At 52.9% G+C, this 22,377-nt stretch carries 22 protein-coding genes and 1 other RNA gene; 4 read left to right on the top strand and 19 right to left on the bottom strand.

Translation table 11 applies throughout. From position 1 onward, the window contains the following. The 17 genes from BQ6873_RS14875 to rnpB form a co-directional block, all read right to left on the bottom strand. The gene (locus BQ6873_RS14875; protein WP_076593343.1) at positions 1-768 is read right to left on the bottom strand and encodes a cell division protein FtsQ/DivIB; all 768 of its coding nucleotides are present in this window, start codon (positions 766-768) and stop codon (positions 1-3) included. Between the two features lie 21 nt (positions 769-789). Continuing rightward, the gene (locus BQ6873_RS14870) at positions 790-1,773 is read right to left on the bottom strand and encodes a D-alanine--D-alanine ligase (protein WP_076593342.1); all 984 of its coding nucleotides are present in this window, start codon (positions 1,771-1,773) and stop codon (positions 790-792) included. Between the two features lie 12 nt (positions 1,774-1,785). Then, a complete protein-coding gene (gene murC, locus BQ6873_RS14865; RefSeq protein ID WP_076593341.1) occupies positions 1,786-3,183 on the bottom strand; it encodes a UDP-N-acetylmuramate--L-alanine ligase in 1,398 nt (465 codons plus the stop codon). Next, positions 3,180-4,256 (bottom strand): undecaprenyldiphospho-muramoylpentapeptide beta-N-acetylglucosaminyltransferase, encoded by a 1,077-nt coding sequence (gene murG / locus BQ6873_RS14860; RefSeq protein ID WP_076593340.1) that lies wholly within the window; start codon positions 4,254-4,256, stop codon positions 3,180-3,182. The genes murC and murG overlap by 4 nt, the downstream gene beginning before the upstream one ends. Continuing rightward, the gene (gene ftsW, locus BQ6873_RS14855; protein ID WP_076593339.1) at positions 4,253-5,461 is read right to left on the bottom strand and encodes a putative lipid II flippase FtsW; all 1,209 of its coding nucleotides are present in this window, start codon (positions 5,459-5,461) and stop codon (positions 4,253-4,255) included. The genes murG and ftsW overlap by 4 nt, the downstream gene beginning before the upstream one ends. Continuing rightward, positions 5,458-6,954 (bottom strand): UDP-N-acetylmuramoyl-L-alanine--D-glutamate ligase, encoded by a 1,497-nt coding sequence (murD, locus tag BQ6873_RS14850; protein ID WP_076593338.1) that lies wholly within the window; start codon positions 6,952-6,954, stop codon positions 5,458-5,460. The genes ftsW and murD overlap by 4 nt, the downstream gene beginning before the upstream one ends. Beyond that, positions 6,954-8,123, bottom strand: a complete 1,170-nt coding sequence (gene mraY / locus BQ6873_RS14845; RefSeq protein WP_076593337.1) for a phospho-N-acetylmuramoyl-pentapeptide-transferase — start codon at positions 8,121-8,123, stop codon at positions 6,954-6,956. The genes murD and mraY overlap by 1 nt, the downstream gene beginning before the upstream one ends. Position 8,124: 1 nt before the next feature. Continuing rightward, the gene (locus BQ6873_RS14840) at positions 8,125-9,492 is read right to left on the bottom strand and encodes a UDP-N-acetylmuramoyl-tripeptide--D-alanyl-D-alanine ligase (protein WP_076593336.1); all 1,368 of its coding nucleotides are present in this window, start codon (positions 9,490-9,492) and stop codon (positions 8,125-8,127) included. Then, the gene (locus BQ6873_RS14835) at positions 9,492-11,018 is read right to left on the bottom strand and encodes a UDP-N-acetylmuramoyl-L-alanyl-D-glutamate--2,6-diaminopimelate ligase (protein WP_076593335.1); all 1,527 of its coding nucleotides are present in this window, start codon (positions 11,016-11,018) and stop codon (positions 9,492-9,494) included. The genes BQ6873_RS14840 and BQ6873_RS14835 overlap by 1 nt, the downstream gene beginning before the upstream one ends. Continuing rightward, positions 11,018-12,778 carry a peptidoglycan D,D-transpeptidase FtsI family protein gene (locus tag BQ6873_RS14830; RefSeq protein ID WP_076593334.1) on the bottom strand — a complete coding sequence of 587 codons (1,761 nt, stop codon included), beginning with the start codon at positions 12,776-12,778 and terminating at the stop codon, positions 11,018-11,020. Before BQ6873_RS14830 ends, BQ6873_RS14835 begins: the two co-directional genes overlap by 1 nt. After that, the gene (gene ftsL / locus BQ6873_RS14825) at positions 12,775-13,047 is read right to left on the bottom strand and encodes a cell division protein FtsL (protein ID WP_076593333.1); all 273 of its coding nucleotides are present in this window, start codon (positions 13,045-13,047) and stop codon (positions 12,775-12,777) included. The genes BQ6873_RS14830 and ftsL overlap by 4 nt, the downstream gene beginning before the upstream one ends. After that, the gene (gene rsmH, locus BQ6873_RS14820) at positions 13,044-14,012 is read right to left on the bottom strand and encodes a 16S rRNA (cytosine(1402)-N(4))-methyltransferase RsmH (protein ID WP_076593332.1); all 969 of its coding nucleotides are present in this window, start codon (positions 14,010-14,012) and stop codon (positions 13,044-13,046) included. The genes ftsL and rsmH overlap by 4 nt, the downstream gene beginning before the upstream one ends. Positions 14,013-14,019: 7 nt before the next feature. Continuing rightward, positions 14,020-14,448: a division/cell wall cluster transcriptional repressor MraZ gene (gene mraZ, locus BQ6873_RS14815; RefSeq protein ID WP_076593331.1), complete on the bottom strand. Its 429-nt coding sequence runs from the start codon at positions 14,446-14,448 to the stop codon at positions 14,020-14,022. 582 nt (positions 14,449-15,030) lie between these two features. Beyond that, positions 15,031-15,528 (bottom strand): DUF4124 domain-containing protein, encoded by a 498-nt coding sequence (locus tag BQ6873_RS14810; protein ID WP_076593330.1) that lies wholly within the window; start codon positions 15,526-15,528, stop codon positions 15,031-15,033. Positions 15,529-15,601: 73 nt separating this feature from the next. Then, on the bottom strand, positions 15,602-15,754 hold the full coding sequence (locus tag BQ6873_RS14805) for a DUF3096 domain-containing protein (protein ID WP_076593329.1): 153 nt from the start codon (positions 15,752-15,754) through the stop codon (positions 15,602-15,604). Between the two features lie 202 nt (positions 15,755-15,956). After that, entirely contained in the window at positions 15,957-16,511 is a 555-nt protein-coding gene (locus BQ6873_RS14800; protein WP_076593328.1) for a fasciclin domain-containing protein, read from the bottom strand. Positions 16,512-16,706: 195 nt separating this feature from the next. Beyond that, positions 16,707-17,029: RNase P RNA component class A (gene rnpB, locus BQ6873_RS14795), an RNA gene on the bottom strand. Between the two features lie 112 nt (positions 17,030-17,141). On the opposite strand from rnpB, the gene BQ6873_RS14790 reads away from it, so the two are divergent. From BQ6873_RS14790 to BQ6873_RS14775, 4 genes are all read left to right on the top strand, one after another. Continuing rightward, positions 17,142-18,557, top strand: coding sequence for an aminotransferase-like domain-containing protein (locus BQ6873_RS14790; RefSeq protein WP_076593327.1), 1,416 nt, complete (start codon positions 17,142-17,144; stop codon positions 18,555-18,557). A 227-nt stretch (positions 18,558-18,784) separates the two neighbouring features. Further along, the gene (locus tag BQ6873_RS14785) at positions 18,785-19,501 is read left to right on the top strand and encodes a c-type cytochrome (RefSeq protein ID WP_076594161.1); all 717 of its coding nucleotides are present in this window, start codon (positions 18,785-18,787) and stop codon (positions 19,499-19,501) included. Positions 19,502-19,525: 24 nt separating this feature from the next. Further along, the gene (locus tag BQ6873_RS14780) at positions 19,526-20,812 is read left to right on the top strand and encodes a cytochrome c (RefSeq protein WP_076593326.1); all 1,287 of its coding nucleotides are present in this window, start codon (positions 19,526-19,528) and stop codon (positions 20,810-20,812) included. A 15-nt stretch (positions 20,813-20,827) separates the two neighbouring features. After that, positions 20,828-21,274 carry an NINE protein gene (locus tag BQ6873_RS14775; RefSeq protein WP_076593325.1) on the top strand — a complete coding sequence of 149 codons (447 nt, stop codon included), beginning with the start codon at positions 20,828-20,830 and terminating at the stop codon, positions 21,272-21,274. Between the two features lie 9 nt (positions 21,275-21,283). Here the strand turns inward: BQ6873_RS14775 and BQ6873_RS14770 are convergent, their stop codons facing one another. Further along, a complete protein-coding gene (locus BQ6873_RS14770) occupies positions 21,284-22,009 on the bottom strand; it encodes an LrgB family protein (protein ID WP_076593324.1) in 726 nt (241 codons plus the stop codon). After that, a complete protein-coding gene (locus tag BQ6873_RS14765; protein ID WP_076593323.1) occupies positions 22,006-22,350 on the bottom strand; it encodes a CidA/LrgA family protein in 345 nt (114 codons plus the stop codon). Before BQ6873_RS14765 ends, BQ6873_RS14770 begins: the two co-directional genes overlap by 4 nt. Positions 22,351-22,377 lie beyond the last annotated feature (27 nt).

Genomic DNA, 22,377 nt, shown 5'->3' with positions numbered 1-22,377 from the left:
TTACTTTTTTTTACTGTCCGATCCGACTTTCAAGCCCTGTGCCTTCAGAGCCAGTCCGTTCGGATAACGCATATCAATACTTTCAATTCTGTCCTGCAAGCGTGCGAGCAATTGCGGATAAATCCCCACCAATCGATCTACACGTTCCTTCAAAGTGGTGCTGCTTTTCTCCCTACCCAACTCCACTGTCACGCCATTGCTCAACTTCACAGTCCACGCGTAACGTCCAGACAAAGACACACCTTCAGCCGTTACATTCATCGGCGCAAACCATGTATTCAAATCATTCAATCTGGCGACAACTTCTTTTTCACTACCTAGCGGTCCATTGAACGCCAGCAGATCCGCATCTTCTTCCGCTTCAGCCAGATTGGCGGTGAACACATCGCCCTTGGTTGACAGCAAACGCCCGTCTTCACCCCAGGTACCGAGCGGTGTGTGCTCTTCCAGCGTGACCGTCAACTGATTCGGCCAATCGCGACGCACTGTTGCTTTACGCACCCACGGTACCGATTCAAACGCTTGACGCACCGTATCCAGATTCGCGGTGAAGAAATTACCCTTGATGCGCGACAGAGCTGCACTACGTATCGTCAATGGATTGATGTGACGCAACTGTGCCTGCTCGGCACCTTCTACCCGTATCACTTTCAGCGTGAAGTACGGACGTTGCGCAATCCACCACAAGCAAGCAGAAATCAGGGCGACCGCAACCAGGCCGAATAAGGCATTGGCTGTTGCGTTCAAGGTTCTGATGTCTTGCCACATAGTTTTATCTATCGTTCCGTTTTACTTGTGTTGCGCTGGTTTCAAACCGAGTTTTGCCAAACGCAAAATCTCGACACACAAATCTTCATAATCAGTACCCGCCACCTTGGCCGACATCGGCACCAGCGAATGACTGGTCATACCTGGCGAGGTGTTAATTTCCAGCAAGAACGGCTCGTTATCCGATGCACGCACCATGAAATCAACACGCGACCAACCAGTGCAACCTACTGCATTGAATGCGCTAACCGCCAAGGCCTGAACACGTTTGGTAAATGCTTCATCCAAAGGCGCAGGACACAGATACTCGGTGTCGTTGCTGAAGTACTTGTGCTCGTAATCGTAGTTTCCTTGCGGCGCACGTATTTCGACGATAGGCAAGGCACGCGCACTGCGACCATTACCGATGACTGGCACCGTCAATTCACGTCCGCGGATGAACTGCTCAGCGAGCACCACATCGTCATACTTTGCGCACAAATCAAAACCGGCTTGCATGCCATCGGCTGCTTCCACCTTGGCGATACCGATAGTCGAACCTTCATGTGGCGCCTTCAACATCAAAGGCAAACCGAATTCCTGTGCCACTGCCTGCAACTGCGCGGCATCTGTCGTCTCGGTATCCAGTACTGCAAATCTTGGCGTCGGCACACCATGACTCAGGCAGACACGTTTGGTCATGACCTTGTCCATCGCAATCGCCGATGCCATTACGCCAGGGCCGGTGTACGGAATACCCAATTGCTCCAATGCGCCTTGCAAAGTACCGTCTTCGCCATAAGCGCCGTGCAAAGCAATGAAGACGCGATCAAACTTCTCTGCCGCCAGTTCTGCCAGGCTGCGCTCAGCCGGATCAAACGGATGTGCATCAACGCCTTTGCTTTGCAATGCCGCCAACACACCTTTGCCCGACATCAGCGATACTTCGCGCTCAGCCGAGCGACCGCCGAACAGCACGCCGACCTTGCCAAATTCTTTTTTCATTTCCTGCGTTGTCGTATTCATCGTCATCTTCAATCAGGCCTGTGCCAACTTGGCCGGTACGCCACTAATCGATCCCGCACCCATCGTGATCACTACATCGCCATCCTTGATGATGTTCATGATCGTCGCCGGCATATCTGCAATTTGTTCTACAAACACCGGATCAACTTTTCCAGCTACGCGTAGCGCATGCGCCAATGTGCGTCCGTCTGCAGCAACTATCGGCTGCTCGCCGGCGGCATATACCTCTGCCAGCACCAGCATGTCTGTCGTCGACAACACCTTGACGAAATCCTCGAACAGATCGCGCGTACGCGTATAACGATGCGGCTGAAATGCCAGTACCAGACGACGTCCCGGATACGCACCACGTGCGGCAGAAATCGTCGCTGCAGTTTCCACCGGGTGATGACCGTAATCGTCCACCAGAGCAAACGAGCCAGCAGGCTTGCCGTTGACAGCAGGAATGTTTATTTCGCCATAGCGTGTGAAGCGACGACCAACACCATTGAATTCGGTCAGCGCTTTTTGCGTCGCTTTATCGTCGACACTCAATTCGCGTGCAATCGCAATCGCGGCGCAAGCGTTCTGTACGTTATGCATACCGGGCTGATTCAGACTCACGCTCATAGGCGCATAACCATCTTGAATCACGGTAAATTGCATGTGACCGTCGACTGCCTTGGCATCGATGGCACGCACTTGTGCGTCTTCATGGAAGCCATACGTCGTGATTGGCTTGGAAATGCGCGGCATGATTTCGCGTATGTTTGCGTCATCCATGCACAGCACTGCGACACCATAGAATGGCAAACGCTGCGTGAATTCGACGAAAGCCTGTTTCAGCTTTTCGAAATCATGGTCATAGGTTTCCATGTGATCGGCATCGATATTCGTGATGACTTCAATCACAGGCGACAGATTCAGGAAGGACGCATCTGACTCGTCAGCTTCTGCCACGATGAATTCGCCGGTACCCAGTTTGGCATTCGCGCCTGCGCTATTGAGCAAACCGCCAATGACGAAAGTCGGATCCAGACCGCCTTCAGCCAAAACACTGGCAACCAGACTAGTGGTCGTAGTCTTGCCGTGTGTGCCGGCAATCGCGATACCGCGACGCAAACGCATCAACTCGGCCAACATGACTGCGCGCGGCACGATAGGAATGTGCTTCTCACGAGCGGCGATCACTTCAGGATTGTCTTCCTTGACCGCAGTCGACGTAACAATCGCATCGGCCTTGTCGATATTCTCTGCTGCATGACCCAAGGTCACTTTTGCGCCCAGCTCGATCAAGCGTCGGGTCGCAGCATTGCTGCCCAGATCTGAGCCTGATACCGTGTAGCCGAGGTTCAGCAGCACTTCGGCAATGCCGCTCATGCCGCTGCCGCCTATGCCTACGAAATGGATATTTTTGACTTTGTGCTTCATGTGTTCTTCACTAACTTTTCAAGTACATCGGCGATAGCGGCATTCGCATCGCGGCGACCGTTGGCATATGCTGCTTCGGCCATTTGTTTGCATTTTTCGCGCGTCATGTTTTGCAACAGATCGGCCAAACCCTGCGCGCTTAATTCACTTTGCGGCAAATGTATCGCCGCATTTTGTTGTTCCATCCACAGCGCGTTATCACGCTGATGTGTTGTCGTCGATACCAACAGCGGCACCAAAACGCTGGCGACGCCGGCTGCCGTCAATTCAGAAACCGTGATCGCACCAGCACGACAGATCACCAGATCGGCTTCTGCATAACGACGCGGCATGTCATCGATAAAATCGACCACTTCTGCATCCACATTCGCCTGCGCATAATTGGAACGCAAAGCATCAATATTCTTTTTGCCCGATTGATGCGTGATCACCGGGCGTTGCTCCACAGGAAGCAAAGCCAGCGCTGCAGGCAAGGCATCATTCAATGCTTTCGCACCGAGACTGCCGCCAACAACCAACACTTTCAATGCACCTGTGTGTTGCGCATAACGTTCTGCCGGTGGCGTCAGCGCCGTGATTTCCTTGCGCACCGGATTACCGGTCACCAACGCTTTATCGGCAGCGCTACCGAAATCCGCAGGGAAACCGAACAGCACGCGCTGTGCAATCGGCGTCAGCGTTTTATTCGACAACAGCAAGGCAGCATCAGCGTTCAGCAAGGCCAGCGGTACGCTACGCAATTTCGCCATCCAACCACCCGGCACCGTCACATAACCACCCATACCCAATACAACATCAGGATTACGTCGTGCCAGTATCGAGAAGCAAGTGCCGAAGCTCGCAACCAAACGGAATACACCCTTCACCGTGTGGAGCAAACCTTTGCCACGCAAACCGGCAAAGGCTATCGTATCCATCTCGATACCGCTCTTCGGCACCAGATCACGTTCCATGCCGTGCTCGGTTCCCAACCACGTGACTTGCCAGCCGCGCGCTTTCATCGTTTCAGCAATGGCGAGACCAGGGAAAATATGTCCGCCCGTTCCAGCCGCCATGATTAACAGCTTTTTCATATCCGGCCTCCGCGCATGAGAACTCTGTTCTCGTAATCAATACGCAGCAAAATCGCCAGACCGATACAGTTGATCAGCACACCCGAACCGCCATAACTCATCAAAGGCAAAGTCAAACCTTTGGTCGGCAACAAACCGAGGTTCACACCCATATTGATAAAGGCCTGCACGCCTATCCAGATGCCGATGCCTTTGGCCGTCAAACCGGCAAAGGTCAAATCAATCGCTATCGCCTGACGGCCGATTTCAAATGCGCGCTTGATGATCCAGTAGAACGCCATGACGACGACCAATACACCTACGAATCCAAGTTCTTCACCAATGACCGCCAGCAAAAAGTCGGTATGTGCTTCCGGCAAGTAGTGCAGCTTTTCTACACTGCCGCCCAAACCGACGCCGAATAATTCGCCACGTCCGAATGCGATCAGTGAATGCGACAACTGATACGCCTTACCCAATGCGTTCTCTTCTTGCCATGGATTCAAATAAGCAAAAATCCGCTCACGTCGCCATGGCGACAGCAAAATCACCATACTGAAAATACCGACCAGCGTCGCACCGATACCGCCGAACCAGATGCCGTTGATGCCACCCAAAAACAGAATACCCATCGCGATACACACGATCACGCCGAATGCGCCGAGATCAGGCTCCAGCAACAGCAGCAAACCGACAAAACCGATCGCCAGCGTCATCGGCATAAAGCCTTTGGTCAACTTGTGCATCACTTGCTGTTTGCGTACGGTGTAATCCGCTGCGTACAAGACGACGAACAACTTCATCAACTCGGATGGCTGCAAGTTAAAGACCTTGAACGACAACCAGCGACGTGCGCCGTTGACGCCTTTACCAACACCAGGAACCAAAACCAGCACCAGCAGAATCAGCGTCGCGACGAACAGATACGGTGCGAGTTTTTGCCAGGTTTCTATCCGCACGCGGAATGTCAGCAAACCAGCGATCAGCGACACACTGATGAACATCGCCTGACGCGTCAAGAAGTGCGCATTGTCGTAACGCGCATACTTAGGCGAATCAGGTAAAGAGATCGAGGCCGAATACACCATCACCATGCCGAACAGCATCAGCAACAATACGACCCATACCAAAGGTTGGTCGTACGCCATCATCTTCGAACGCTGGTCGAGACTGTTCACGGCCTTTTTAGCCGATGCGCCGGAGAATGATGGGAAGGCGAATTTCATGCCGCTACCTCACCACGCGACAAACCGATTTCACGTACGGTATCGACAAATACTTGCGCGCGGTGCGCATAGTTCTTGAACATATCCAGGCTGGCACACGCTGGCGACAACAAGACTGCATCACCCGACTTCGCCAGTTCTGCGGCTTTTTGCGTCGCTTCTTCCAGCGTTGCGCAATTGATCAAATCAACGCCTGTCGCTTCTACCGCTGCACGTATGCTGTCGGCGTCTTTACCGATCAACAATACTGCACGTGCATACTTGGCAATCGGATCAGACAGCGGCGAAAAATCCTGACCTTTGCCATCGCCGCCGGCAATCAAGACTAGATGTTTGGAAGCGCCATCCTGGCTTACGCCTAAACCATTCAATGCAGCAACCGTGGCACCGACGTTGGTACCTTTGCTGTCATCGTAATAATCCACACCACCGATAGTCATCACGTGTTCAACGCGATGCGGCTCACCGTGATAATCGCGCAAGCCATGCAGCAACTGTGCAAATGGCAAACCAATCGCACGGCACAAGGCCAGCGCCGACAAGGCATTGATCGCATTGTGCTGACCACGGATCTTGAGTGCATCGACCGGCATCAACTTGTTGGTTGAAATGGCCAGCTCAACGTTATCTTTCTTGCGACGTTTTTTCTGCGGCTCTTCTTCCTCTACCGCGACGGACAACCAGCGCATACCGTTTTCATCAACCAGGCCAAAGCAATCAGCCTGTTCCGCTTCATCTGCGCCGAAAGTAATGACGCGCGCCAACGGTGTTGCCATCTGCATCACCAGCGCATCGTCGCGATTCAAGACGCGTATCGTGTTGCTACCAAAAATGCGTTCCTTGTCATCTGCGTAGGAAGTCATGTCGCCATGCCAATCGAGATGATCTTGCGTCAGGTTCAACACAGCCGCGACATCTGCCTGCAAGCTGTAAGTCGCATGCAACTGGAAGCTGGACAATTCCAATACCCACACCTGCGGCAATTGATCCTCAGCGACAACTTGATGCAGACGATCCAGCGCTGCCGGGCTGATGTTGCCAGCCACTTGCACCGTCAAGCCTGCGCGCTGGCATAACAAACCAACCAAGCTGGTAACTGTGGTTTTGCCGTTGGTGCCGGTGATCGCGATCACTTTCGGCGTGTAATCTTTTTCTTCTTTCAACGCAGCCAATGCCTGCGCGAACAATTCAATTTCACCCCAGAGCGGAATTTCTTTTTCTTGCGCAGCAGGGATGATGGTGGCCAACTCACGCGACGGCATCAAGCCTGGACTGACAGCGACAAAGTCGATGCCGTCCAACAATTCAGCATTAAACGCACCACCGATGAATTCGGCATCTGCGGCGATCTCGCGCAATTGCGGCAAACGATCCGGTTGTTCACGCGTATCGGCAACACGCAACGATGCGCCACAGCGGACCAGCCACTGTGCCATCGCCAGCCCGGATTCCCCGAGCCCTAAAACCAGAACGTGTTTTCCTGCGTAATTCATTAGCGTAATTTCAAAGTAGATAAACCAAACAACACCAGAATCATCGTGATGATCCAGAAGCGCACAACAACTTGCGTTTCTTTCCAGCCTTTTTGTTCAAAGTGATGGTGCAAAGGCGCCATCAACAAGACCCGCTTGCCGATCCCGGTGCGCATCTTCGTGTATTTGAAATAAGCAACCTGCAACATGACGGACAGGGTTTCGACCACGAAGATGCCGCCCATGATGAAGAGCACGACTTCCTGGCGCACGATGACTGCGATGGTGCCGAGCGCACCGCCCAATGCCAGCGCGCCAACATCGCCCATGAACACTTGCGCCGGATGTGCGTTAAACCAGAGGAAGGCCAAACCTGCACCCGCCATCGCGCCGCAGAAAATGATCAACTCACCAGCGCCTGGAATATGTGGAATGAATAAATATTTAGCGTAGTTCGCGCTACCGGTCAGATAAGCAAACAGACCAAGCGCAGTACCCACCATCACCGTCGGCATGATCGCCAAACCATCCAAACCGTCGGTCAAATTGACAGCATTACTGGTGCCGACGATGACGAAGTAAGTCAAAGCGATAAAACCCCAGACACCCAGCGGATAACTGATGGTTTTGAAAAACGGGACGATCAAATCGGCCTTAGGTGGCAAATCCATACTAAAACCGGATTGCACCCACGCTATAAACAAATCAAGAAATTGTGAATTGCTAGGCGCAGAAACCGAGAAAGCCAGATAGATCGCAGCGAACAAACCAATCACCGACTGCCAGAAATATTTTTCCTTGGAGGCCATGCCTTTAGGATCTTTGTAGACCACCTTGCGATAATCATCGACCCAACCAACCGCGCCAAAACCCAAGGTCACGATCAACACCACCCAGATGAAACGATTGCTGAGATCGGTCCACAACAAGGTCGAGATACCAATCGCCAGCAAGATCAGCACGCCACCCATAGTCGGCGTACCGCTTTTGATCAAATGTGTTTGCGGACCATCGGTACGCACTGCTTGTCCAACTTTCAGACGTGTCAGCATGCGGATCACGGCCGGGCCGAAGAACAAGCCGATGGCGAGCGCCGTCAATGTCGCGAATACCGCGCGAAAGGTAATGAAATTAAAGACACGTAATGGTCCGATTTCATCTTGAAAATGTTGTGCTAGCCAGAGCAGCATATTAGTGAGCTTCCTGAGTTTGTTGTCCGAGTAGATGCTGAACCACACGTTCCATCTTCATGAAGCGAGATCCCTTTACCAGCACCGTCGCATCTGCAGCAAAGATCGCTGCAAGTGCATCGTTTAATTTTTCTACGCTGTCGTAATGACTTGCGTGCGTACCAAAGGCGCTAGTCGTATGACGAGCCAGATCGCCCAGCGTGAGTACGTGTTCAATTCCATTTGCGCGTGCATAAGCACCGATTTCTTCGTGATATTGGCGACCGTCATTACCGACTTCACCCATATCGCCCAGCACCAGAATCCGCGGTGCAGCCATTTGCGCCAGCACATCGATCGCAGCACGTACAGAATCTGGATTTGCGTTGTAGGTGTCGTCGATCACCAATGCGCCATTAGGCGAGATCTTGCGCTGCAAGCGACCACTGACCGGCGCAAAAGCTTGCAAGCCGCGCACGATTGCATCCGGCGCAATACCGATAGCCAAGGTGCAGGCAATCGCAGCCAAGGCATTGCGCACGTTATGCACACCAGCCGCCGACAAGGCGATGGCGAATTGCTGTTTTCCTGCAGTTACCAACATATCGTTGCCGAAAACATTGGCGGTATAAGTGCAACGTACATCGGCATCGTCTGAAAAACCGAAAGTCAATGTCTTGCGCTGCGCTGCGTAGTCACGCCACAGCGGCGTAAATTCATCATCTGCGGGGAACACGGCAGTACCATCAGCCGGCAAGTTGGCGAGTACTGCACCATTTTCCTTGGCGACAGCTTCCACGCTTTCCATGAATTCCTGATGTTCGCGCTGTGCGTTATTCACCAGTCCTACTGTTGGTTGCGCAATAGCAGACAGCACGGCGATTTCGCCCGGATGGTTCATACCCAGTTCAATCACCGCAGCTTTGCTTGCAGCATCCAAACGCATCAAGGTCAGTGGCACACCAATGTCGTTATTGAAGTTGCCGCGCGTTGCCAGATAGTTGTCTGCACCAAAAGCTGCATCCAGAATCGCTGCGATCATTTCCTTGACTGTGGTCTTGCCATTGCTACCGGTAACGCCTATCAGCGGCAAACTGAATTGTTGACGCCAGTAATGTGCGATTTCACCGAGTGCGAGACGCGTATTCGGCACTATCAATGCAGGCACGTTCAATCCGGCTGGAATTTCTTCCGCCACTACTGCTGCCACCTTGCGTTCTGCAACCTTCGATAAAAAGTCATGCGCATCGAAACGTTCGCCGCGCAAGGCAACGAACAGATTGCCGGCAGCAACGCCGCGGCTATCAGTCGACACGCCGTCGAATGCAGCATCAACCGTCATGCGCGCACCTTTAAGGGCGGATTGGAGTTGGGCTAATGAGGATTTCATCAGTTCGCTCCCTGCATGACGCGTGTAGACAAAGCCAGTGCAGCGTGATCAGCATCAAGGAAAGGTAATTTTCTACCCTTCACTTCTTGATACGCTTCATGTCCTTTGCCAGCCAGCAAAATGACATCTTGTTTCGCCGCATGTCGACCGGCCCACAAAATTGCGGTCGCACGATCTTCAATGATGTGCGGCGCCTGTTTTGCACCATCCATACCAGCAACAATGCTGGCGATGATGTCGGCAGGTTCTTCGTAGCGTGGATTGTCTGTTGTGACGATCACGTGATCGGCGGCCAATGCCGCTTTACCCATTTGCGGACGCTTGCCCGGATCGCGATCACCACCGCAACCAAAGACGCACCACAATTCACCGCTTCTATCGTTGGCGACATTGCGCAAGGTCGCCAGAGTTTTTTCCAGAGCGTCCGGTGTGTGCGCGTAATCGATCACAACCAATGGTGCTTCGCCGCCGCCTAGTTGTTGCATACGACCTGGCACCGCTGTCAACGCTTCGATGGCTGCAATAGCATTGCTCAAGGCAACGTCTTTTGCCAGCAGGATGCCGATAATGCCCAGCACATTGCTGACATTGAATTGGCCAACCAACTGCGTTTTAACTTGTACGTTGCCAAACTCGGATTCCAGTTGGAATACGGTGCCGTTTTGGTTGCTGCGAACATCGGTGGCACGCAGCATGGCAATGCCGTCCACTTTTTGATTCGACAAGGTATAACCGGTGATGCCGGTATTTGCCTGTGTGCGTTTCAAACGATCAACCAGACGCATGCCCATCGCATCGTCCAGATTGATCACCGCATGACGCAAACCCGGCCAGTCGAACAGCATCGCCTTGGCTTCTTCATAAGCAGCCATGTCGCCGTGATAATCCAGATGATCGCGGGTGAAATTGGTGAACAAGGCCATATCGAAATGCATGCCGGACAAACGTCCTTGATGCAAACCGATGGAAGACGCTTCAATTGCCAATGCAGTTGCGCCCAGATTGCGTACATTCACCAGCGAGCGTTGCAACAAAACTGCATCCGGCGTGGTGTAACCAGTCGCATCGAATGCACCATGTCCACCATTCGTGAATATGCCGACGCCGAGCGTACCGATCACTGCAGTCGGTTGCCCCAAGCGCGACAAGGCATTACCCAACCATTGCGCGCAGGATGTTTTGCCATTGGTGCCAGTGATGGCAACAGTAAACATGGACTGATCAGGATGTGCGTAATACGCAGCGGCGATTTCGCCTGCATGCGCTTTCAGATTGTCTACGGCCAGATGTGGCACATTCCAATCTGCATGCCACTCGCAATCAGCAGCTTCATACAAGATAGCTTGTGCGCCGCGTTCGATTGCGTTCGGAATATAGGTACGACCATCAGCCTCATCACCCGGATAGGCAACGAATACATCACCCACGGCTATGCTGCGCGAATCGGATGCCAGCTCGGCTCTCGGCGCGTTTGTTTTCAACCAGTCGAGTATGGTCGTGAGTGCGGTCATGGTCAGGGCCGACATTACATATTCTCCTGCTCGGACCCGGCCGGAATAATGATGTTGGTGACGGTGGAGTCAGGCGCAACGTTCAACGCACGCAAGGCATTCGCAGTGACAGTCGCAAACACTGGTGCGGCGACCTGACCACCGTAATGCTTGCCGGCGGATGGCTCATCGATCATTACAGCAATGATGATGCGCGGATCAGAAACCGGTGCGAAGCCAACGAAGGACGATACGTATTTTTTAACGTACTGACCCTTTTCAATTTTGTATGCGGTACCCGTTTTACCAGCGACGCGATAACCAGGCACTTGTGATCTAGGCGCGGAACCAGTTGGGCCGGCTGCCATTTCCAGCATGCTGCGCATCTCGCGCGCTGTTTTCGGGCTGATGATGCGTTGGCTGATCGGTTGATCCGTTGTGCGTTGGAAGGTAATTGGGATCAAATCGCCATCGCGCGCAAAGATCGTATACGCGTGCACCAATTGCAACAAAGACACGGATATACCGTGCCCGTAACTCATCGTTGCCTGCTCAATCGGCCGCCAGGATTTATAGGGCCTCACGCGTCCGGCAACAGCGCCAGGGAAATTGATCTTGGGTTGCTGACCGAAACCGACGCTGGTGAACATGTCCCACATTTCATGCGGTTCCATTTGCAGCGCGATTTTTGCGGTGCCGATATTGGAGGATTTCTCAATCACCTGTGCCACTGATAACAAACCGGATGCATGCGCATCACCGATGGTGGCAGTACCGATGGTCATTTTTCCCGGCGCGGTCTGGATCATCGTGTTCGGTGTCACACGATTGGTTTCCAGTGCCAGCGAAACTGCGAATGGTTTGAGCGTGGAACCTGGTTCAAACGTATCGGTAATCACACGATTACGTAACTGCGCACCAGTCAGCACCGAGCGATTGTTCGGGTTGTAAGTAGGCAGATTTGCCAATGCCAGCACTTCACCTGTTTTGGCATCGAGTACAACGATCCCGCCAGCTTTTGCTTTATTGACTTCTACCGCTTCCTTCAATGCTGAAAAAGCGATGTACTGAATCTTGCTATCTATCGACAAGGTCAAATCTTTGCCGTCATGCGGCTCGCGCACCGATTCGATATCCTCGACGATGCGGCCGAGTCTATCTTTGATCACGCGACGATTACCGGTAACACCGACCAAGGTCTTCTGGTACGCCAACTCCATACCGTCCTGCCCCTTGTCTTCCACATTGGTGAAGCCAACGATGTGCGCCATCACATCGCCTTCAGGGTAGTAACGTTTGTATTCTTTACGAGTATCGATGCCGGCAATGCCAAGCTTGAGTATCTTGTCGACGGTATCGAGCTCAACTTGACGCTTCAGATAAACAAAGCTGCGATCCGAATCCAGTTTGCGGCGTAACTCGCGCTCAGGCATATCCAGTAACTTGGCCAATGCCTGCAATTTATCCGCTGGCGCTTCCAGTACATCTTCCGGGATCGCCCATACCGCGCGCACTGGAATCGACGATGCCAATACCTGACCATTGCGATCAGTAATTTTGCCGCGTGTGGCCGGCAATTCGAGCGTACGCGCGTAACGCGAAGCACCCTGCTTTTGCAAAAATTCGGTCGACATGCCTTGCAGCCAAAGCGCACGGCCAGCCAAAGCCAGGAAGGCTGCAAAAATCAGGAACAACACGACACGCGAACGCCACGCCGGCAACTTGGTCGCCAAGACCGGATTGGAAGAGAAAGGTACGCCCTTCGATGCGGCGGTGCGTGACGTATTACGCGTCATTTAGCCCCCGTCGTTAAGTACTGCGTACTGGCTGGCGATACCGGCACCATGCGCAAATCGCGGCGCGCATTGAATTCGATACGGGAGTGTTTGCCCAACGTCGATTGATCGAGCTGCAATTGCGCCCAATCGATATCGAGTTGTCGCGCTTGCGCTTGCGCGCGTTCGAGTTCGATGAATAAACGACGGAATTGATAGTGCGCGTTGACGACCGACAAGGCGCAGACCACGAGGATAAAACTGAGAACAAAGCAGATGCGGCCGCTCATAGCGCCGCCTTGCTAGTCGGTTGCAGACGCTCGGCCACACGCATGACGGCAGAACGCGCGCGTGGGTTACCGCTAATTTCAGCGGCCGAAGGTTTGATTCTGGACAACAGCTTCATTTCAGGTTGCGGCAAATCGATGGCACGAATCGGGAGGCGACGGTCTGGCTGCGGCACATTGGCTTTACTAGCCATGAACTGTTTGACGATGCGATCTTCCAAAGAATGAAAGCTGATCACAACTAATCTCCCATGCGGGGCCAGATGCCGATATGCCTCGTTCAGTACTACTTCGAGTTCTTCAAGCTCCTGATTGATGAAAATCCGGATAGCCTGAAAGGTACGAGTGGCCGGGTCTTTGCCTTTCTCGCGGGTTTTAACGACGCGTGCCACGATCTCGGCAAGCTGTCGTGTGCTTGAAATTGGCTCGACTGCCCTGCGAGCAACAATCGCCTTTGCAATCTGAAAAGCAAACCGTTCTTCCCCATATTCTCGTATCACTTTCTCGATTTTTTGTTCAGTTTCCGTCGCCAGCCACTCTGCTGCCGACAAGCCGCGCGTTGTATCCATACGCATATCGAGCGGCCCGTCTGCGCGAAAACTGAAACCTCGCGTCGCATCGTCAACTTGCGGTGACGAAATCCCAAGATCCAGCAACACTCCATCCACCTGCTTGATACCGCGTACTGCTAAAGCTTCACCCAACGTTGCAAAACTGTCGTGCGCAATATCGAAGCGCTTGTCGTCTATCGTTGCGGCATTCGCTATCGCCTGCGTATCCTTGTCGAATGCCAGCAAACGACCGCTAACACCCAATTGCTGCAAAATCTTGCGGCTATGACCGCCACGTCCGAACGTGCCATCAACGTATATGCCGTTTGCACGCTCACCATCCAACGCCAGCGCATCGACCGCTTCATCCAGCAACACCGTACGGTGCTGGTATTGCGGCACCGATTCTTCACTCATCACGGCGTCAGAAAGAAAAATTATTTAATACATCGGGCATGCCGGAAGCGACCGCTTCCGATTCGCTTTCGGCCAATTTCGCTGCATCCCAGATTTCGAAATGACTACCCATCCCGAGCAACATCACATCACGTGTCATGCCCACTGCCGAGCGCAACTCCGGTGCAATCAGGATGCGACCAGCGCCATCCATCTCCACATCGGAAGCATTACCAAGGAAAATACGTTGCCACGCGCGCGCAGACATAGGCCACGCAGCGATTTGTTCGCGGTGACTTTCCCAGACCGGGCGCGGGAAGAACAGAAGACAGCCGTGCGGATGTTTGGTCAGGGTCACGCGGCCTTCACATTGCAAAAGCAATGCGTCGCGATGCCGAGCTGGAATAGTCATCCGGCCTTTAGCATCGAGATTGAGAGAAGACGCGCCTTGAAACACCCTGAAATCCTTTTTTGTAGGTTTTACATGCTGAATTGGGTGAAATTCGCGGTTAAAAACCCCACAAATAAACACTTTTTCACACTGTTGCCCACTTTAGAGGATGCACCATTGCCGGTCAAGCGATATTCAGGGGTAAAAACAAGGTTTTTTTCAATGAAGTCAATGACTTAGCGCATTACGCTAACGCAACACATTTGTTAAATATCTCTAAGAATTAAGCACTTATGATTGATAGTGAAAGTGGCACATCAGATAAACACATGTGTTTATCCAGTAATACCTGCTTCACAAAGGGAGAAATAGCTGTGGGGATTTTGGTGTGACTTGTCGTCAATATCGCTGAAAGCTCTGCTTTATGACGATTTCTGGGCAGAAGTCGGAAATTCTGTGCCGACGAAACGCAAGCGATGACAGAAAAATGTTAAACGCTACAAAATTGATTCGTTTTTAACAATTCACTTCATGCCAAATCATGAAAAAAAGCGCGATTAAGATGTGTACCGAAGATAGGTGAAAGAAAACAGCCGAGACAGAAAAGCACCGAACGCCAAACGCATGTCCTGCACTAGGCTTGAACCCTTACTGCCCAATATATTGTGGTTGCGATCCGCACTGCACTGAAGGATCGGGAACCGATTTACAGTACAAGAAAGCCTCTTCCCGCACGGCACCAGGACGGCGTTTGCCATTGCGCCCACGTATGACATAAGGAGCAAAGCACTCCTGACTTTCCCGGTATTCCCTCTGCATGCGCTCACAATCGAACTGCCTCTTGGAGACGCTACTTGGTTCACCCATGATTGCGCCACTCGGTCTTGCGGGAGCACTGCGTTCATCCTCAGCACGCTCAACAATGGCCTTCTCACGCGCGGCACGTTCGGCGGCATCCTGGCGCTGGCTCGCGGTCAGCTCAGAATCACTGGTATCGACCTTGGTTGCTACGCCCTTGTAGCGTTCAGGCACTGTGTCAGAAAAATAGACACGGCCATTCCCATCAACCCAACGGTAGATATCTGCGGCATACACGACTGAAGTCAATAAGACGCAACTGATGAAGACGGCTATCTTGTTTTTCATGATTTGCCTTGGTCTCGGGAGGGCGATTTGTTCTGTTATAGCATGTCCGTCCAGGGTATGCGCGTGCCCTGCTCTACCTCAGAAATGAACCCGTTCCGAACAAACCGATCAAGCCGATCACGATCAAATACAAGGCAACAATAAAATTCAGCAGACGTGGCATCAACAAAATCAGGATGCCGGCGATCAAGGCGAGAAGTGGACCAAGTGTAATGTGCAGATTCATTGCAAACTCCTGTGTGGAATGACGATAAAAGATAGATCGTGCCGCATGCAAGCTAGTTCACGCAAGAAGCATTTCTCCATACAACACAGATAGTCACCCACACATGCAATGCTAATCAGCGCACCAATAAAAAACGCGCGAGCCTAAGACTCGCGCGTTGAACGACTGTGACGGCAGTCGTTCACCCATCAAACACCACCCATTATTTAGGGATCAACACCGTATCAATCACGTTGATCACACCATTCGACTGATAAACATCATATGTGCTGATGCTGGCAGTGTTGCCGCTGTCATCTTTCACATTGATATTGTGTTTACCATTCATCACAAAGGTCAGTTTTGCGCCATTGGCAGTTGCCAATTGTGCTGTGCCTTTGTGTTTTTTGATTTCTTTTTCCAATGCAGCGAAGTCATATTTTCCTGGCACGACGTGATAGGTCAGGATTTTTGTCAGCGTTGCTTTGTTTTCTGGCTTGACCAAGGTATCTACTGTGCCTGCTGGCAATTTACCGAAGGCAGCATTGGTTGGTGCAAATACAGTAAACGGACCTTTTCCTTTCAATGTATCAACCAAACCAGCGGCTTTAACTGCAGCAACCAAAGTCGTGTGATCGGCAGAGTTAACAGCGTTGTCGACAATATCCTTGCTAGGCAACATGCTTTGACCACCAACCATCACAGCATCGGCGGCATAAGCGAATGATACGGATGCGAGTGAGGCAGAGAGTAGCAAGGCGTAAGAGAGTTTGCGCATGATCGTTCCTTTCGGTACAGGCTATTTGCAAGATTGCGTAGTGATATACGGAGGGCCTGCTGGAACAGATTCAATTATCTGCATGCTGAACGTAGGCGCAGACATGCCTATTCAGGCAGCAACATTGCTGCGATGAAAATATCGCGCACAAAAAGAAAAAGCGGCGCGACAGATAGTCGCACCGCTTTAGAAAGAAGTTGAAGCAAGCCGATAGGCCGGATTCTGTTACGACGAATAAGCAAGCTTATTCGTTATGACAACCATTCCTCTAGGCCGTGAATTACTCCACGGCTCAAGCTTCCTACCCGCACGCTCCGCGAGCAACGTCAACGCGTGCCTATTTGGAATTGCTCCGAGTGGAGGTTACCGCGTTTCACCGTAACTTAATACGCTCGTCTCTGTGGCCCTATTCCTCGCCTCACGGCGGACGGCCGTTAACCGTCACCCTGCTCTATGGAGTCCGGACCTTCCTCCCGCCATCACCGAAATGACAGCCAGCGGTTGTCTTGGCTTACTTCAGGCGTCATTGTAGTCCACCACGCAGTAGGAAGCGCGAATAATGTTTTATCATGCGCGTGCGCGATATTTCACAGGTTCGCCCCACTTTCCCCGTACGCAGAGACCCATTACATGAAATTGTATGAAACGCTCGCCGCCGAACTCGCGCAATCCATACAGGATGGCGTCTTGCGTTTAGGTGATCGTCTGCCTTCGGTGCGACAAGCCAGCATCAGCCGCAATGTCAGTCCGTCTACTGTCTTCCAGGCTTATTACCTGCTGGAAGCGCGCGGCCTGATACGCGCACGTGAACGCTCCGGTTATTACGTTGCAGGCGGCGCGCAGAAGCTGCCGCCGGAGCCAGAACAGGCATCGCAACCGGATGAGGCCTCATCACCAGTCGATATCAGCGAGCGCGTGTTTGAAGTACTGGAGTCAGCCAAGATGCGCGACGTCGTCCCGCTAGGCTCAGCCTTCCCCAGCCCTTTGCTATTCCCGATGGCGCGACTCGCACGCGCAATGGCATCCAGCGTGCAGCAACTCGATCCGTGGAGCGCCGTCGATGACCTGACGCCGGGCAATCCGCAATTGCGCCGCCAGATCGCCTTGCGTTATCTGACCGATGGCTTGCATATACATACTGATGAAATCGTCATCACCAACGGTGCGCTCGATGCGCTGAATCTTTGTCTAACCGCAGTAACGCGTCCCGGCGATGCGGTGCTGGTTGAATCGCCAACTTTTTACGCAGCGCTGCAATCGCTGGAACGCAATGGCTTGCATGCGATAGAAGTGCCGACGCATCCGCGCGAAGGAATAGATCTGGCGGCGCTGACACGTGCTATCGAGCGTCATAAACCAAAAGCCTGCTGGTTGATGACGACATTCCAGAATCCGCTTGGCAGCCTGATGCCGGATGAAAAGAAACGCGACCTGGTCGCACTACTCGCACAGCATGAAATCCCGCTGATAGAAGACGATGTCTACGGCGAACTATATTTCAGTGACAAACGCCCTATGCCGGCCAAAGCCTTTGATACCAAAGGTTTGGTCATGCACTGTTCGTCTTTCTCCAAATGTCTCGCACCCGGATATCGCGTCGGCTGGGCCGCGCCCGGGCGTTATACACGCGCCGTCGCACGCCACAAACTGACGACGACTTTGGCCGCATCCGCTCCGGCACAAGCCGCACTCGCTGCCTATCTGGAAAAAGGCGGTTATGACCGTCACCTGCGCCAATTGCGTCACACCTTGTCGGTGCAGCAAACACTATTCATGGAAGCGATTGCACGCCACTTCCCACTCGGTACGCAGGCAACACGACCTAAAGGCGGTTATTTTCTGTGGGTCGAATTGCCACATAAAGTGAATGCGCTGGAATTGCATAGGCAAGCGCTGGCACTAGGCATCAGCATCGCGCCAGGACCGATTTTTTCTGCGCACCACGGTTTTACCAATTGCATCCGATTGAATTACGGTCACATCTGGGATGCACGCATGGAAGCCGCGCTGGCAACGCTGGGACAACTGGCCAAACAGATGGCTTGAAAAAATTTCATGCCTGCATTGCCCTTTTAACCATCGCAATACTGTTTTTCTCTGCACTTCTGCAAACTGCTCCGGTTTTTTCTCCGCCTTCTGATGCTGGCTAAAGCGGAGGTTAGCTCTTACCCTTGCAGTATCATGTGGAACTTCCGACAAGTTACAGAGAGGACATCTCTGTACGTCGACGCTAACCGGCCAAGAGACCTATAAAAATGAGTGCATTGCACGCTATGCTCAGTAAGTGTTTTCGTTTCGTCCGACTTTTCACCGCTAGTTGCCTAGTGCTCACTGCCGGCATCTCCAGCGCCGCCGATGAAGGCAAGGTTCCCGATACCATCGCACAACGCGTCGCCGCTTGCGTGGTCTGCCACGGCAAGGAAGGTCGCGCCGGCAGTGATGGCTATTACCCGCGCATAGCTGGCAAACCAGCCGGCTATCTATATAACCAGTTAATCAACTTCCGCGACGGCAAGCGCACTTATCCCGTCATGACCGCAATGCTGGAAAACATGTCGGACGCCTATCTGCGCGAGATCGCGCAATACTTCTCTGATCAGCATCCACCGTATCCAGAACCGCAACCCACTCAGTCCAATCCAGCCGAACTGGAACGCGGCCGTCTGCTGGTGCATCACGGCGACAAGGAAAAAGGTATCCCCGCCTGCGTCGCCTGCCATAGCGCAAAAATGACCGGCACAGCGCCAGCCATTCCCGGCCTGATCGGCTTGCCACGCGATTACCTGTTGGGGCAAATCGGTGCCTGGAAAATCGGTACACGTCACGCTGCCAAACCAGACTGCATGGCAGATATCGTCATGAAAATGAGCGCAGCGGATATCACCGCCGCCGCATCATGGTTATCCGAACAGCGCGTGCCGGCTGATGCGACACCCGCGCCCGCCATCACCACGAAGCTTCCTCTCGAGTGCGGCAATCTCGCACCTTAAAAAGAAAAACGAAGACGCATACCCATGAAACGACAATACTTATCGCGCCTATTCGCACTGCTGCTGGCCGTCATCGCCATCTTCGTCGCGTGGCTGTTTCTGGCAAACAGAAATCCTGATATCGACCAGCCATCAGTGCCACCGGCCGACCCTGCGCAACAACTGAAACAAGGCGAATATCTGGCACGTGTCGGCAACTGCATGAGCTGCCACACCTCACGCGGTGGCGAGTCGTATGCGGGTGGTCGCACCGTGCCTACACCTTTCGGCAATATCTACACATCCAATCTGACGCCAGATGCAGAAACCGGTCTCGGCAAATGGACAAACGGCGATTTCTGGCAAGCCATGCACAATGGCAAATCGAAAGACGGCAGCCTCTTGTACCCGGCCTTCCCGTACACGAATTACACCAAGGTCACGCGTGCCGATTCGGATGCGATCTTCGCCTACCTGCAAACATTACCGGCAGTCAGTCAAAAGAATCGTGCGCCGGATTTGCGCTTCCCTTATGACAATCGCGCATCGCTCTATGTATGGCGCGCCCTGTACTTCCGTCCTGGCCAATACGTCAATGACGACAAACAATCGATGGAATGGAATCGTGGTGCGTATATGACGCAAGGCCTGGGTCATTGCAGTGCCTGTCACTCGCCACGCGATACGCTGGGCGGTATGGACTTGAAAGCAGAATTGGGGGGCGGCATGATCCCGATGTTGAACTGGTACGCACCGCCATTGAATAGCGATGCAGAATCCAGTCTCGGTAATTGGGAAACAGAACATCTTGCTGCGCTCTTGCAAACCGGCGTCGCACCGCGTCGCTCAGTCAGCGGCCCGATGGCAGAAGTCGTCTTCAATAGTTTGCAATATGCGACGCATGAAGACATCAATGCGATGGCTGTTTATCTGAAGTCCTTGCCGCAACAAATCGCTGCGCCAGTCGCAACGGCAGAAAGCGTAAGCGACAACACCAAGAAAAACATGATCACAGCCGGCGCGAAGCTGTACGAGAATCAATGCGCCAGCTGCCATCAGGCATCCGGCCAAGGTGTGCCATCGATTTATCCTGCACTGGCCAACAGTCGCGCCATCACGACACCAATCGCAACCAATGCGATACGCATGGTCTTGCACGGTGGTTACGCACCGAGTACCGCCGGCAATCCGCGTCCATACGGCATGCCGCCATTCGGTCAATCGATGACGGATGAGGAAATCGCTTCCGTCGTTACTTACATACGCAATGCGTGGGGCAATCAGGGCACGGCTGTCTCGCCTAACGATGTCAACCGCTACCGCTCGCGCTAATGCGCCAAGTTACTAATGGATGCCGTTATCAATCACCCAGCCAGCAGCAAACACAAGGGCAAGACTGTCGCCACTTTATTGGCGGTCCTGCTCGGTGGCACAGGCGCGCATCGTTTTTATTTGTATGGTGCGAAAGACTTCTGGGCGTGGATTTATTTGTGTGCGTTTGCGCTTTTCGTCGGCGCCGTCGTTTTGACGCGAGCGCCGCACTCGCTGATCATCAGTTTGCTGGCCTTGTTTCCGCTCTCAATTTTTGCCGGATGGATAGAAGCATTGACGATAGGTTTAACGTCAGATGAGAAGTGGGATGCGAAACACAACCCTCACTCAGCGCGCACATCTGCATCACGCTGGCCGATTGTTTTGCTGCTGGTACTGACCTTCGCTTGCGGTTTTACTGCGGTGATTATCAGTATGGCGCGCGCCACCGATCTGTTTCTGACCGGCGGCGCTTACGGCTAGCAATATTTTCTAAATTACGCCCAGTAATTTCAGCACGAAGGGCACCAGCAATGCCGTCAAAATTCCAGACAACCCCATCGCCAAACCTGCAAATGCCCCCATTTCCTGATTGACCTGAAATGCGCGTGCCGTTCCAACGCCGTGCGCCGCTGCGCCCAAGGTAAAGCCGCAGGTAATGTCGTCGGTGATTTTCATCGCCTTGAAAATGTAATGCGCGATACCCGAACCGAAAATACCGGTCAGCATCACCATCACCGCCGTCAAGGTCGGCAGGCCACCAATCTTCTCTGTCACCCCCATCGCAATCGGCATCGTCACCGACTTCGGCGCCATAGACAAGACCGTCAACGGCGACGCACCCAACAGCCACGCAACTCCCATCCCGCAAGTAATTGCTGCCGCACCGCCTATCAAAGCACCAGCCAGCAAGGGAAACCAGTTGCGCTTCAATTTATCGAGTTGCATATACAAGGGAATCGCCAACGCAACCGTAACCGGCCCGAGCAAGAAGTGCACAAACTGCGCGCCGTCGAAATAGGTTTTGTACGGCGTGTCACTGATGTAGAGCACCAGCACCAGTATCGCCACCGAAATCGCTACCGGATTCGCCAAGGGACTGCGATTTGTTTTTTCATAAATCGTGGTCGCAATGCGATACGCCAGCAAGGTTGCCGTCAGCCACAACAGTGGTGAGCCGGCCAGATAAACCCAGACTGTATTGAAGTGCGGCATCATGGCTGAGTCCTTTTTCTCAGCTTGTTGATCACGGCCGCCGTCACCACGATGGAGACGACCGTACTGATAATCAGCGCGATCGAAATCGCCAGCCACTCATCCGCAATCCGGTGCACATGCACGCTAATCCCCACGCCGGCCGGCACAAACAGCAAAGCCATGTGCGACAACAATTGCGAAGTGTTCGGTGCCAACTTGGTCGCCACACCCTTCTTCACTATCAAATAGAGCAGCAACAAAAGCATGCCGATGACAGGGCCGGGAACCGGTAGCGACAAGGCGTAAACCAAACCTTCGCCCATCGTTTGAAAAATCAACAGGGTAAGTAGCGTATTCAGCATGAACAGGGAGTAAGAAGAATTCGATTG

Source organism: Herminiimonas arsenitoxidans (assembly GCF_900130075.1).
Classification (GTDB): domain Bacteria; phylum Pseudomonadota; class Gammaproteobacteria; order Burkholderiales; family Burkholderiaceae_D; genus Oxalicibacterium; species Oxalicibacterium arsenitoxidans.
Note: the sequence above shows the minus strand (reverse complement) of the source record. Positions and strands in the feature narration are given on the sequence as shown.